This window comes from Thiocapsa sp. C2-2m (assembly GCF_041903745.1).
In the GTDB taxonomy this organism is placed as follows: domain Bacteria; phylum Pseudomonadota; class Gammaproteobacteria; order Chromatiales; family Chromatiaceae; genus Thiocapsa; species Thiocapsa roseilacustris.
This window is the reverse complement of the sequence record NZ_JBBWVD010000028.1, coordinates 1-12,274: the sequence shown is the minus strand read 5'-3', so window position 1 is coordinate 12,274 and position 12,274 is coordinate 1. Positions and strand designations below refer to the sequence as shown.

Genomic DNA, 12,274 nt, shown 5'->3' with positions numbered 1-12,274 from the left:
ATTAACGCAATTCGGCCGATTCGACCTCCGTAGACGTCTGCTCGACCTCGATCGTCAGGCCGCCCCGTCGCGCCGGCGTGCGCTCGCGCGGTTGCATCTTCCCCGCGACCGCCTCACCTCTACCGCCAGGGAGCGCCTCGGGCAAACTGCCCTCGGACGTACGCATCAACACCGAGCCAACCAGAGATCCCAGATGACACCCGACCCGAATCTGATCGGCGACATCCTGCGCGAAGCCGCAGCCACCGAGATCATGCCGCGCTTTCACAGCATCGTCGCCGAGCGGAAGACCGATGGTAGTCTGGTCACCGAGGCGGATTTCGCAACCCAGGCACGGATCGTCGAGGCCATCGCACGGGAGTTTCCGAGCACACCGCTGTTGGGCGAAGAGATGACGGCGGAGGATCAACGCCGCCTCCTCGCCGAGGCCGACGCCGGGGTTTGGATCCTGGATCCGCTCGACGGCACCGGCAACTACGCCAGCGGATTCCCCGGCTTTTCGATCTCATTGGCCTTCGTCGAGCACGGACAGGCGACACTGGGCGTCATCTACGACCCGGTCCGCGACGAATGTTTCTCTGCCGTGCGTGGAGGCGGTGCGGTGCTCAACGGCGAGCCCATCCGCCCCTTCGCGCCCGGCCCGAAACTCGGCGACTGCCTGGCGATGATCGACATGAAACGTCTCCCGCCCGAACGCATCCCGGCGCTGTTTCGGCCCGGCGGCTTCCGCTCCCAGAGAAACCTCGGCTCGGTCGCTCTGGACTGGTGCTGGTTGGCCGCGGGCCGCTACCAGCTCTATCTGCACGGCGGGCAGAAACTCTGGGACTATGCCGCGGGCCACCTGATTGCCTCCGAGGCCGGCGCCGCGTCACGGCTCTACGCCGATCGAGGCGCCACGGAAGCGACCGACATCAGCCTGGCCCCGAGGCTCGCGGTCGCGGCGTCCGACGACGCGCTGCTGCAACGCTGGCTCGACTTCGTCGGCCTGCCGATGCACACGGCCTGAGCGGAACACAGCATCGCGCAGCCGCGCCCGCATCCACCGATCCCATCACGACGAGGAATCCTCCATGACCGAAGAGATCAGCGACCTTGACATGGCCCTGTCGAGCGGCATTACCGCCTTCGAATACAAACAATTCTCGCGCGCGGCGGGCCTCCTCTCCCCACTCGCCGAGCAGGGCATCCCGGACGCCCAATACCGCATCGCCATCATGGCCCAGAACGGCCTCGGCATGCTGCCCAACCCGCTGCTCGCCTACACCTCCATGAAGCGCGCAGCCGAGTCCGGCCTCGCCCTCGCCCAACACGGGCTCGCCTTCATGTACATGGAAGGCGAATGCACCGACAAAAATCCGGAAAAGGCCGTGCATTGGTTCAAAAAGGCCGCCGAGCAGGGTTTGGTCGGTTCCCTGACCACGCTCGCCATGATGTACGAGCAAGGTCACGGCGTGGAGAAGGATCTCGACGAGGCCAATCGGCTCTACCGGCTTGCCGGTTTCGACGAACGTTGATCCGGGCAGAGGAGCTCGCACCGCTCGACGCCTGCGCGAGCGCCAGGCCCGACCGCAGAGCATCCACGCGCTTCGCCGCTTCGCCGACGGGGTACCCATGATGACGGACAGCGGGTATACTGCGCAGCTGCGTTGCCGGGGTGGCGAAATTGGTAGACGCATCAGACTCAAAATCTGACGGTGGTGACACCATGCCGGTTCGACTCCGGCCCTCGGTACCAATACAAGACAAGGGGTTAGGCCAAAAGCCTAGCCCCTTTTTCGTTGCGTTTCGGGCTCGATAGCACACCGATCGCAGCCGGTTCGTAGTTGGTGATAGCCGGGATTAGTCCGATCCTCCTACGCAGGCTTTCAGTTGCCTGAGCAAAGGCGGCAAGGCAATCTGCACTGTGTCCCAAAGAATCGTTCGGTTGATGTCGAAGTAGGCATGCACGAGGCGATTGCGCATGCCGACGATCTGCGCCCAAGGCACTTCGGGAAGCTCCTGCCGTCCCGCCGGACTCACCTGGGCGGCGGCCTCGCCGACGATCTCGACCGCGCGAGTCAGGGCCATCACCAGCATCGAATCACTATCGAGGTCTGCCCGGGTCCGCCCCCGCGAGAAGCTCAGCGCCTGCTCGGCCGCCTCGATCATGTGTCCGACGCGCCAGCGATCATCGGGCGACATACTGCACCTCGGCCGTGCGGATGACCTCCTGGCGAAAAAAATGACTCAGATCCTCCGGCGTGCGCAGATCGACCTTGCGCCCATCCATAGCTTGGGATAGCTCGATCTCGATCTGCGCCATGTCAAGCAAGGTCGGGTGGGCGTCGGGCTCGAACTCGACCAGCAGATCAATGTCGCTGTCCGGCCGTGCCGTTCCCTTCAGTTGCGAGCCGAACAAGGACAGACGGCGTATCCGGTGTTTCTTGCACAACCGGGCGAGGACACTCTCATCCAGACTCAAGATCTGATCCATAGGGGGCTCTCTTATAGCAACCGAAACCGCGGCGGCGTCGCAAGCCGGGGTTCGCAAACCCACGCCGCCGACCGAGCGACGACAGAGGATCGGCGCGGTATCAACCCCTCGAAAGGTTGTGGATGGCAGCGACGGCCGCTTTCCCGGCGGCATCGATATCGGCCTCGCGCCCGGCCAAGGTCAGACGTCCGAAAGCGCCGACCGCACGCACGTCGATGAGCGTCACGTTCGACGCCTTCTCCGCCTCGTTGGCGGCGTACACGACATAGCCGGCGGGCTCGGTCTCCAGGAAGAACATGCTTTGCCCGGGAAGGATCATGGATCCGCGCCGATCCTGGCGATTGATCAGGACCGCGTGGTCCGGCGTGATCGAGCGGATCGTCTCCTTCCAGGCGATGCGGCAGCTCTTGCGGGCGCCCTCGGTCGTATCGAGTGCATTCAAGACCGCTCGACCGGCGTCCATGACGTCGCTCTGATCGCGATGGTGGATGACCATCGATCCAAAGGCGCGCTCGACCACCTGCTGCCCCAAATGCACCCGCGTCGCCTTCAGCGCGATATCCGTCAGACGGTGCACCGCCATCCCGGGCGCGACCTCGATCCAGAGACAGGCATCGCCCGGCACCGGCAGGAAGCCCTGCGAGACGGTGCCTAAATACTCGGCGAGCTGCGGCTGAAGCGAATCGATGAAGACGTAGGTCCGAAGCTCGATCATGGGGTCTCTTCTGATGCTGTTGTCCCGCGCCGACGCTGCTGCGCCGTGCGCGATGAAGTGGATGAATCCGAGGGACTCGCCACTGCCGCGGCGCAGGTCCGGCGCAGTGCACAACGCTCACATGCGGGACGCGTCCGACAGATCTCTTTGCCCTGCGACACGATGAGCGCATGGTACTCCTTGAGCATCGGCACGTCAGGACCGAGTGCCTGCTCGAAGGCGCGACGAATGCCCTCGTAGGGCTCCCCGACGGCGAGCAGACCCAGTCGTTCGAAGATCCGGCGCGTATAGGCATCGACGACGAAGACGGGGCGGTCGAAGGCGTACAGGAGGATATCGTCCGCGGTCTCGGGGCCGATGCCATTGATCGCCAGGAGCCGAGCGCGCAGCTCGGGCGTCGCGAGCACATCAAGCCCGCGCTGGCCGCCGGCCTGCAGATACGCCTCGCAAAACGCCCGGACCCGCTGCGACTTGACGTTGAAATACCCGGAGGGTCGCAGCGCATCGGCAAGCTCCAGCGGATCCAGGGCGAGGATCGACTCGGCGTCGAGCGGAATGCGCGATTGCAAACGCTCCAATGCGCGCTCGACGTTCGTCCAGGCGGTATTTTGCGTCAGGATCGCACCGATCATCACCTCGAACGCGGTCTGCGCAGGCCACCAGTCCTGCTCGCCGAAGACGTCGAGCAGCCTCGCATAGACACCTCGCAGCGCATCGGCGTCCACTCAGGGAATCTTGGTGACCACCACCACGCCCTTCTCGGAGACGGTGAAGCGCTCGCGGTCGGCCTTCAGGTCGTGACCGATCTGCATCCGCGGCGGGATCTCCACATCCTTCTCGACGATGCAGTTGCGCAGGTGCGCGCCCTGCCCGACCGTCACCCCGTTGAAGAGGATGGATGCCTCCACGATGGCGCCGTCCTGCACCCGCACCTTCGGAAAGAGGACCGAATGATTGACCCCGCCGCCGCTGATCACGGTGCCCGCAGCCAACATGGAGTTGACGAAGATGCCCTCGTTCCCGCTCGTCGCACCCGGAACCGTGCGGGCCGGCGGATACTGTCCCTGATAGGTATGGATGTTCCAGTCGGCCTGATAAAGATCCAGAGGCGGCTCGGCGCGCAAAAGGGCCATATTCGCCTGGTAATAGGCGTCGATCGAGGAGAGGTCGCACCAGTAGCGATCCGGGGTCACGCGCCCGCGGTCTTGGCCGAAACGATAGGCGACGACACGGTGATCGGCGACGACGCGTGCGACGATATCCAGGGCCAGATCCGTGTCGGCAACCGCGCCTTGATCACGGCGCGCCTGATCCAGACGCGCCATCTCTTCGAGCAGAAAACCACGGTCGAAGACATAGACGCCCATGGTCTCCAATCGCTCGGTCTCGTCCGGAATCGGCGCGGCGAGCAGATTCTCGAGCGGCGCCGGCGCCGGTGGACTGAACCCGGCGATACGCTCGCCCGCGGTCAGCTCGACCCGCGCCTGAGTCCCGGAACCGCGCCCGTTGACCGCGCGAACCGCGACCGTGATCTCGGCCTTGGACTCCGCATGAGCGCGCACCAGCTCGGCGTAATCCATGCGGTAGACGGCGCCCCCGTCCAGGACCAGGATCTGCCGAGCATGGCTGCGCTCGATCAGATAGCGATTCTGACGGATGGCGTCGAAGGGACCGGCGTACCACTCCTGACTCTCGCGCATCTGCGGCGGGACCGGGGTGATGAACTCGCGCAGCTCCGGATTGAAGATCGACCAGCCGTCGCGCAGATGTTTGTGAAGCGAGTGACTCTTGTACTGGGTCAGCACCAAGACCTGTCGCAAGCCGGAATGCAGACAGTTGGCCAAGGTGAAGTCGATGACACGGAACTTGCCCCCGAAGGGCACCGCCGCCTTCGTGCGGTGCTCCGTCAGCGGAGCGGGACCCGCGCCACGATCGATGGCAAGGACAAGGATGAGCGTCTCTGTAGACATAGCGGAACGGAATCGCCGACGGGACCCCTCGTCCCGAGGCACAGTCTAGCGGGGTTGCTGTCGGAAAGGCCAGTCGGACGAGGCAGCCCGGCGAGGTACGGCCCTTCACCCATCAGTTTCAAAATCTCTCACGGAGAAACGGAAATTAAAGTGATTTCCGGGAAAGAAAGGACCGCAGTGTAGGTGCGAGTTTATTCGCACGCACAGCCCTTCAGGTCTTCCGGGCATGCGCAGTAGGGATGCTTAGGCGAATTCCGGAAACCTTCATACCAAGGGCGTAGGTTGTGCCGAGCCGTGCGAGGCACAACCAACCGTCGGCGCAAGTTGTGCTTCCTATCGTCAGCACAACCTACGGGTATGGAAATTTGCGGAAATCACCTAAGACGGCTGACGGACACACATCAGATTCACGCCGCCACCGCCGCATCGATCACGTCCTTCATGTCCCGAACGGCTTGATCGAGGCCAGAGAAAATGGCGCGGGCGATGATGGCATGTCCGATGTTGAGCTCGCGCACGCCCTGAATCGCCGCAATCGCCTTCACGTTGTGGTAGTCGAGGCCGTGTCCGGCGTTGACCTGCAAGCCGAGCGAAAGCCCGAGGTTCACCGCGTGCCGAATGCGGGCCAGCTCCTCAGCGCGCGCAGCGGCGGTTTCGGCGTCGGCATAGTGCCCCGTGTGGATCTCGATTACGGGCGCGCCGACGGCGTGCGCTGCCTCGATCTGGTCCGGGTCGGCGTCGATGAACAGCGAGACACGGATCCCTGCGTCGGCCAAGCGTGCGCAAAAATCCCGCAGGTGGGGCCGATTCGCACGAACGTCCAAACCGCCTTCCGTGGTGAGCTCCTCGCGACGCTCCGGGACCAGGCAGCAATCGGCCGGTTTCAGCCGACAGGCGATGTCTCCCATCTCGGCGGTCGCCGCCATCTCGAGATTCATGCGGGTTTGCAGGATGCCGCAGAGTAGCTCGACATCGCGCTCCTGGATGTGGCGACGATCCTCGCGCAGATGCAGCGTAATCGAGTCCGCGCCCGCCTGCTCGGCCACCAAGGCGGCCTGGATCGGCTCCGGATAACGCGTCCCGCGCGCCCGGCGAATGGTCGCGACATGATCGATGTTGACGCCGAGCAGGACCCCGGCAGCGGTTTGACTGGTCAAGATTCAAGACTCCGATTCGTAATTCCGACATGCATTGAGTCGCGAGAGGTGCCCGGCCCCTGTTCCGGTCCCGATCCCGGGCTCGGGGCGGACGCGACGGCAAAGCGCCGAAAGAGCTCACGGCTTTTCAGCGGACGCCCTCCGAGGTGGGGCTCCAGAAGGCGTCGCAGAAGTACCCGCGCCTCGCGCAGCTGATGCGGGGCCAACCGATCGCCCTGCGCCAAGGCGAGCAAGGTCGCGCCGGAGACGCGGTCGGCGCACTCATCCGCCTGCACCTGCCGCATGCCCTGTCCAGGGACGAGCACATAGGCCCCGTCGGGTACGACCGGCTGATTGCAGCCAGCTACGACATCCAAAGCGAGCGCATAGCCCAGCTCGTCGAGCAGCCGAATCTCGAACTGCCGGAGCAAGGTTTCAAGGTCTTCGCCGCTCGCCAAGCCCGTCAGCGCAGCATGATAGAAGGCGAATAGCGGGTCGTGCGGATCATCGCGACCGAGCAGGCGAACCAACAGCTCGTTGAGATAAAAACCGCACAGCAGCGGGCGCCCGAGCAGACCGATCGCCGGCCCGGCGGCCTCGACCCGGGTCAGGGTCAAGACCTCGCCGCGGCCGACCGCATCCAACCAGAGGGGTTGGAACGGCTGGAGCAAGGCACTGGTCGGCTGGCGCGCTCGGCGGGCACCCTTGGCGATCGCAGGGAATCGCCCTCGCCCGGCGGCGAAGACCTCGAGCAGGAGACTGGTGTTGCCGTAATCGCGCCGATGCAGCACGAAGGCCTGAAACAGAGACCCGCGAGCGTTCACGGCACAGGCTCAACTGCCCCCGCGCCCGTCCAGGGGTCCATCTCCGTAGCCGAGACGCCCCAAGGCGGCCTCGTCGCTCGACCAGCTCTTCTTCACCTTCACCCAGACCTCCAGGTGTACCGGGCAGCCGAACACCTTCTGCATCTCCAGGCGTGCCTGCGTCGCGGCGGCCTTCAGGGCCTCGCCCTGCCGACCGATAATGATGGCCTTCTGGCTCTGGCGCTCGACCCAGATCAGGGCGTTGATCTTGTAGCGCCCGCCGGCCTCCTCGAAGCGCTCGATCTCCACCGTCGTGCGATAGGGCAGCTCCTCGCCGTAACGCTGCACCAGTTGCTCGCGCACCAGCTCGGCGGCAAAGAAGCGCTCGGAGCGGTCGGTGATTTGATCCTCGGGAAAAACCGGCTCGCCCTCGGGCAGGCCGCGCAGCAGGGCGAGCTCGAGCACCTCGACCTGATCCCCGTTCGCCGCGGAGACCGGGATCAGGTTCACGAAGGCGTGACGCTGACCGAGATCCTGCAGATAGGGCAGCAGATCCTCCTTGTTCGAGATACGGTCGACCTTGTTGACGGCCGCAATCACGGGCACGCCCGCGGTTGCGATGGCCTCGAGGGCCGCTGCGTCCTCGTCGGTCCAGCGCAGCGCCTCGACCACGAAGAGTGCCAAGTCGGTATCGCTGATCGCCGTGCGGGCCGCGCGATTCAGATAGCGATTGAGTGCGTTCGCCCCGCGCTGATGGATGCCCGGCGTGTCGACGAAGAGGATCTGTCCCTCGGGGCGTGTCTTGATGCCGAGGATCGAGTGGCGCGTGGTCTGCGCCTTGTGCGAGGTGATGGCGAGCTTCTGCCCCATCAGACGGTTGAGCAAGGTTGACTTGCCGACGTTCGGCCGCCCGATGATGGCCACGGTCCCGCAACGACCGGCGATGATTTCAGACATTCTTGAGCTGCTCCAGCATGGCATGTGCCGCCGCTTGCTCTGCGCCGCGTCGGGTGCCGCCCTCGGCGCGGGTGCCGAGATCCGCGTCGGCGAGCGCGCAACTGACGACAAAGGTTTGGGCATGTTGATCGCCGCCGGTGGCCACGACCGTATATTCGGGGAGCGGCCGGCGCTGCGCCTGGAGCCATTCCTGCAGTTGGGTTTTGGGGTCCTTTCCGGCATGAGTCGCGCTGGTCTGCGCCAAGCGCGTTCCGAACAGACGCAGAACCAGCTCGCGGGCGGACGCGAATCCTGCATCCAGATAGACAGCCCCCCAGAGTGCCTCGAAGGCATCGGCGAGGATCGAGTCGCGCGTATAACCGCCGGTGCGCAGCTCCCCGGCGCCCAGATGCAGGTAATCTCCGAGATCGAGCCCGCGGGCGAGCGCTGCCAGGGTCTCGCGCTTGACCAGGGACGCACGCATGCGACTCAAGGTCCCCTCGTCCGCTTCGGGAAAGCGCTGCCAGAGTGCCTCGGCGATCACGAAACCGATCAAGGCATCGCCGAGAAACTCCAAGCGCTCGTTGTTGGCGGATCCTGCGCTGCGGTGGGTCAACGCCTGCAGGAGGAGCTTCTCGCGCACGAACTTGTGTCCGATAAGCCGAGCAAGCCTGAGCGGATCCGCGTTCACGGACCGACCTTCGCAAGATCGCCCATCATTGGCCCTTCACCTCCACCTGATAGGCGAAGGTCAAGACCGCATCGATATTGAAAAAGAGGTGCAGACGCTGCTCATAGTCGAGGGTCACCTCGTAGAGGTTCTCGCCGGTACGCCGAATTTTGAAATCCTTGGCAGTCACCTGATCCACGCTGTTGATGTCGAGGCGCTTGCCGATCTGATTGGCGATCTCGCGCGCGCCGCCGGTGATCGGTGTCGATTGCTCGGCGACGTTGTCCATAACCGATTTGATTGTCCAGAAACCCATGTATGCCGGACCTAGCTTGAACGCAAGGGTCACGAAAAAGATCACCAGCGAAAGGATGACGAGGATAGACAACATCCCCGCCCCGCTTTGACGGCCGTGTGGTCGCGCTCTCATCAGCACCTCCTCGGGAACCGGATGTCATGATCCGGCGGCCCATTGCGATCCAATCAATCGATTCCGTTGCCGAGACGGCCCCACGCAATCGGGGAACCGTCGCGACGCCCGTCCCAATGCATCCAAATACCGAATGCCTTGCCGACTAGGTTGTCCTCCGGCACGAAGCCCCAACAGCGACTGTCGTTGCTGTTGTCGCGGTTGTCGCCCATCACGAAAAACTGACCTTCCGGGACCTTGATCGGACCATAGGCCAGGACCCGACACCCTGGCGGCAGGTCGGGGGCGTTCTGTCGGGTCAGGATCCGATGTTCGACCTCGCCGAGCTTCTCGAGGGCCTCGCGCGCCCCGGTCATCTCCGCCCCCGACCCGACACCCGTATAGCGCCCGATCGGTAACTGCGCGACCGGCTCGCCGTTGCGATAGAGCGTCTTGTTTCGGTAAGCGATCTCGTCGCCCGGCACACCGACCACACGCTTGATGTAGTCCACCGAGGTGTCCTGCGGGAACTTGAACACCACCACGTCGCCGACCTCGGGGTCGCCGATCTCGAGAAATCGGGAGTTGAGCACCGGCCACCGCAGCCCGTAGGCGAACTTGTTGACCAGGATAAAGTCCCCGGTCAGAAGCGTCGGCATCATGGAGTTCGACGGGATCCGAAACGGCTCGACCAAAAAGGATCGCAGCACCAAAACGGCAAAGATGACCGGAAAGAAAGAGCGCGCATACTCGACCAAAACCGGTTCCTTGTAAGCCGGTCTTGTCTGATCGGAGAGCGCGCCTCCGCCGACCGCAGCCTCGGCCAAGCGACGCCGACGCGGCGCGAACATCACCGCATCGATCAGCCAGATCCCGCCGGTCACGACGGACGCCAACACCAAAAAGGCAGGGAAGTCGAAATTCATGGGTAGGTTTATGAGGTCTCTCGGTGATCCATGGATGGCGATACGATTGGGTATTGGTTATCGGTTATCAGCTCTCAGCTCTCAGCGTTGAGAATACCGGCCGATCTTGCAATGACGCATCAAAAATTCTTCATGACTTGAACCGCGTCGACTCAAACGTTCATTGGCCCCCGCAAAGCCGACCCAACGCAAAACAGCGCATATCACTCCATACGCGCTTCAATTATCTTTGCCGACCTGGAGCACCGCAAGAAACGCCTCCTGGGGGATCTCCACACGCCCGACCTGCTTCATGCGTTTCTTGCCGGCCTTTTGCTTTTCCAACAGCTTCCGCTTGCGGCTCACGTCGCCGCCGTAACACTTGGCCGTCACGTTCTTACGCAGTGGCTTGACCGTGGTGCGTGCGATGACCTTGGTGCCGATCGCGGCTTGAATCGCCACCTCGAACATCTGGCGCGGGATCAGATCCTTCATGCGCACGGTGATGTCGTGACCACGGGTCTGCGAGAGTGCGCGGTGTACGATCGAGGAGAGCGAGTCCACCTTATCGCCGTTGATCAAGACGTCGAGCTTGACCAGGTCGGCGGCCTGGAAGCGCTTGAACTCGTATTCGAACGACGCGTAGCCGCGACTGACCGATTTCAGTCGATCGAAGAAATCCAGCACCACCTCGCTCAACGGCAGCTCGTAGCTCACCTGCACCTGACCGCCGAGGTATTGGAGCTGCTTTTGAACCCCGCGCTTATCGATACAAAGATTGATCACCGAGCCGAGATAATCCTGCGGCACTAGGATGTGCGCCTCGATGATGGGTTCCCGAACCTCGCGGATCTGGCCGGGGTCCGGCAGGTTGGCCGGATTGTCGATCTTGATGATCTCCCCGTCCGAGCGCAGCACCTCGTAAACCACCGTCGGCGCGGTCGTGATCAGGTCTAGGTCATACTCGCGCTCGAGTCGTTCCTGGATGATCTCCATGTGCAGCATCCCGAGGAAGCCGCAGCGAAAGCCAAAACCCAGCGCCTGCGACACCTCGGGCTCGTAGTTCAGCGCCGCATCGTTGAGTCGCAGCTTGCCCAGGGCCTCGCGCAAGTCCTCGTAGTCGTCCGAAATCACGGTGTAGAGCCCGGCGAAGACCCGCGGGCGCACCTCTTTGAAGCCCGGCAGCTTGGGGGCCGGCGAGTCGGGACGGGTGATGGTGTCGCCGACCGGCGCGCCGTCGATCTCCTTGATGCCCGCGATCATGAACCCGACCTCGCCCGCGCCCAAGCGGTCGCGCTCGGTCTTCTTCGGCGTGAAGACGCCGACCGCATCGACCTGTTGCGTGCGTCCGGTCGACATGATCAGAATCTTGTCGCGACGACGCATCTCGCCGTTGACCACACGCACCAGCGAGACCACCCCGACATAGGGGTCAAACCAAGAATCGATGATCAGCGCCTGCAGGGGTGCGTTCACGTCTCCGCGCGGCGGCGGGATGCGCTGGACCAGGGCCTCGAGCAGCTCCGGGATCCCCTCGCCCGTCTTGGCGCTGACCCGCAGCGCATCCTCGGCATCGAGACCGATGATCTCCTCGATCTCCTTGATGACGCGCTCCGGATCGGCCGAAGGCAGATCGATCTTGTTGAGCACCGGCAGGACCTCGAGCCCCTGCTCGATGGCGGTGTAGCAATTGGCGACGCTCTGCGCCTCCACACCTTGGGCGGCATCCACGACCAGCAGCGCACCCTCGCAGGCGGCCAGCGAGCGCGAGACCTCGTAGGAGAAGTCGACATGCCCGGGCGTGTCGATGAAGTTCAGCTGATAGATCTCGCCGTTGCGCGCCTTGAAGTCGAGCGTGACACTCTGCGCCTTGATGGTAATCCCGCGCTCGCGCTCCAGATCCATCGAATCGAGCACCTGACTCGACATCTCCCGATCGGTCAAGGCGCCGCTGAACTGGATGAAGCGGTCGGCGATGGTCGACTTGCCGTGATCGATATGGGCGATGATCGAGAAGTTTCGGATATGACTGAGGTCTGTCATGAAGCTGAGGGTCGCCCGGGGATAGGGTGAAGAGCGCGCGGCAGGCGTACACGCAAGCCGATTCGGTCGGCCGGGCGCGCGAGCGTGTGTCTGAAATGAGGGCGAATCATAGCAGACACGGGCGCGCCGGGCATGCGCCGCAGAGTACCGGTCAAGACGAAGAGCGCGCAGCCTCCGGGATCCTCGACCTGCTTATGCCTCTAGCCCACCCACC

The 12,274-nt window shown here is 63.7% G+C and carries 14 protein-coding genes and 1 tRNA gene; 3 read left to right on the top strand and 12 right to left on the bottom strand.

The features are described from left to right. The first annotated feature begins 193 nt into the window (after positions 1–193). The 3 genes from AADX97_RS19980 (at position 194) to AADX97_RS19970 (ending at position 1,735) form a co-directional block, all read left to right on the top strand. Positions 194–1,006 carry an inositol monophosphatase gene (locus AADX97_RS19980; RefSeq protein WP_374235899.1) on the top strand — a complete coding sequence of 271 codons (813 nt, stop codon included), beginning with the start codon at positions 194–196 and terminating at the stop codon, positions 1,004–1,006. Between the two features lie 64 nt (positions 1,007–1,070). After that, positions 1,071–1,514: a tetratricopeptide repeat protein gene (locus AADX97_RS19975; protein WP_374235900.1), complete on the top strand. Its 444-nt coding sequence runs from the start codon at positions 1,071–1,073 to the stop codon at positions 1,512–1,514. A 134-nt stretch (positions 1,515–1,648) separates the two neighbouring features. Beyond that, positions 1,649–1,735: transfer RNA gene (locus AADX97_RS19970), tRNA-Leu, on the top strand. 104 nt (positions 1,736–1,839) lie between these two features. Here AADX97_RS19970 and AADX97_RS19965 read toward each other — a convergent pair. The 12 genes from AADX97_RS19965 to lepA form a co-directional block, all read right to left on the bottom strand. Continuing rightward, entirely contained in the window at positions 1,840–2,181 is a 342-nt protein-coding gene (locus tag AADX97_RS19965) for a DUF86 domain-containing protein (RefSeq protein ID WP_374235901.1), read from the bottom strand. Beyond that, positions 2,168–2,473 carry a nucleotidyltransferase family protein gene (locus AADX97_RS19960; protein ID WP_374235902.1) on the bottom strand — a complete coding sequence of 102 codons (306 nt, stop codon included), beginning with the start codon at positions 2,471–2,473 and terminating at the stop codon, positions 2,168–2,170. The genes AADX97_RS19965 and AADX97_RS19960 overlap by 14 nt, the downstream gene beginning before the upstream one ends. A 100-nt stretch (positions 2,474–2,573) precedes the next feature. After that, complete coding sequence (locus AADX97_RS19955) at positions 2,574–3,188, bottom strand: BMC domain-containing protein (protein ID WP_374235903.1); 615 nt, start codon at positions 3,186–3,188, stop codon at positions 2,574–2,576. Continuing rightward, positions 3,185–3,913 carry an endonuclease III domain-containing protein gene (locus tag AADX97_RS19950; RefSeq protein ID WP_374235904.1) on the bottom strand — a complete coding sequence of 243 codons (729 nt, stop codon included), beginning with the start codon at positions 3,911–3,913 and terminating at the stop codon, positions 3,185–3,187. The genes AADX97_RS19955 and AADX97_RS19950 overlap by 4 nt, the downstream gene beginning before the upstream one ends. Beyond that, positions 3,914–5,158: a sugar phosphate nucleotidyltransferase gene (locus AADX97_RS19945; protein WP_374235905.1), complete on the bottom strand. Its 1,245-nt coding sequence runs from the start codon at positions 5,156–5,158 to the stop codon at positions 3,914–3,916. A 407-nt stretch (positions 5,159–5,565) separates the two neighbouring features. Beyond that, positions 5,566–6,315: a pyridoxine 5'-phosphate synthase gene (gene pdxJ, locus AADX97_RS19940; protein ID WP_374235906.1), complete on the bottom strand. Its 750-nt coding sequence runs from the start codon at positions 6,313–6,315 to the stop codon at positions 5,566–5,568. Next, the gene (gene recO / locus AADX97_RS19935; RefSeq protein WP_374235907.1) at positions 6,312–7,118 is read right to left on the bottom strand and encodes a DNA repair protein RecO; all 807 of its coding nucleotides are present in this window, start codon (positions 7,116–7,118) and stop codon (positions 6,312–6,314) included. Before recO ends, pdxJ begins: the two co-directional genes overlap by 4 nt. A gap of 9 nt (positions 7,119–7,127) precedes the next feature. Beyond that, positions 7,128–8,054: a GTPase Era gene (gene era / locus AADX97_RS19930; RefSeq protein WP_374235908.1), complete on the bottom strand. Its 927-nt coding sequence runs from the start codon at positions 8,052–8,054 to the stop codon at positions 7,128–7,130. Further along, entirely contained in the window at positions 8,047–8,724 is a 678-nt protein-coding gene (gene rnc / locus AADX97_RS19925; protein ID WP_374235909.1) for a ribonuclease III, read from the bottom strand. Before rnc ends, era begins: the two co-directional genes overlap by 8 nt. Before the next feature lie 25 nt (positions 8,725–8,749). Further along, complete coding sequence (locus AADX97_RS19920) at positions 8,750–9,133, bottom strand: DUF4845 domain-containing protein (RefSeq protein WP_374235910.1); 384 nt, start codon at positions 9,131–9,133, stop codon at positions 8,750–8,752. Positions 9,134–9,186: 53 nt separating this feature from the next. Then, complete coding sequence (gene lepB / locus AADX97_RS19915; protein ID WP_374235911.1) at positions 9,187–10,038, bottom strand: signal peptidase I; 852 nt, start codon at positions 10,036–10,038, stop codon at positions 9,187–9,189. A 219-nt stretch (positions 10,039–10,257) separates the two neighbouring features. Next, positions 10,258–12,060: a translation elongation factor 4 gene (lepA, locus tag AADX97_RS19910; RefSeq protein WP_374235912.1), complete on the bottom strand. Its 1,803-nt coding sequence runs from the start codon at positions 12,058–12,060 to the stop codon at positions 10,258–10,260. Positions 12,061–12,274: the final 214 nt, after the last annotated feature.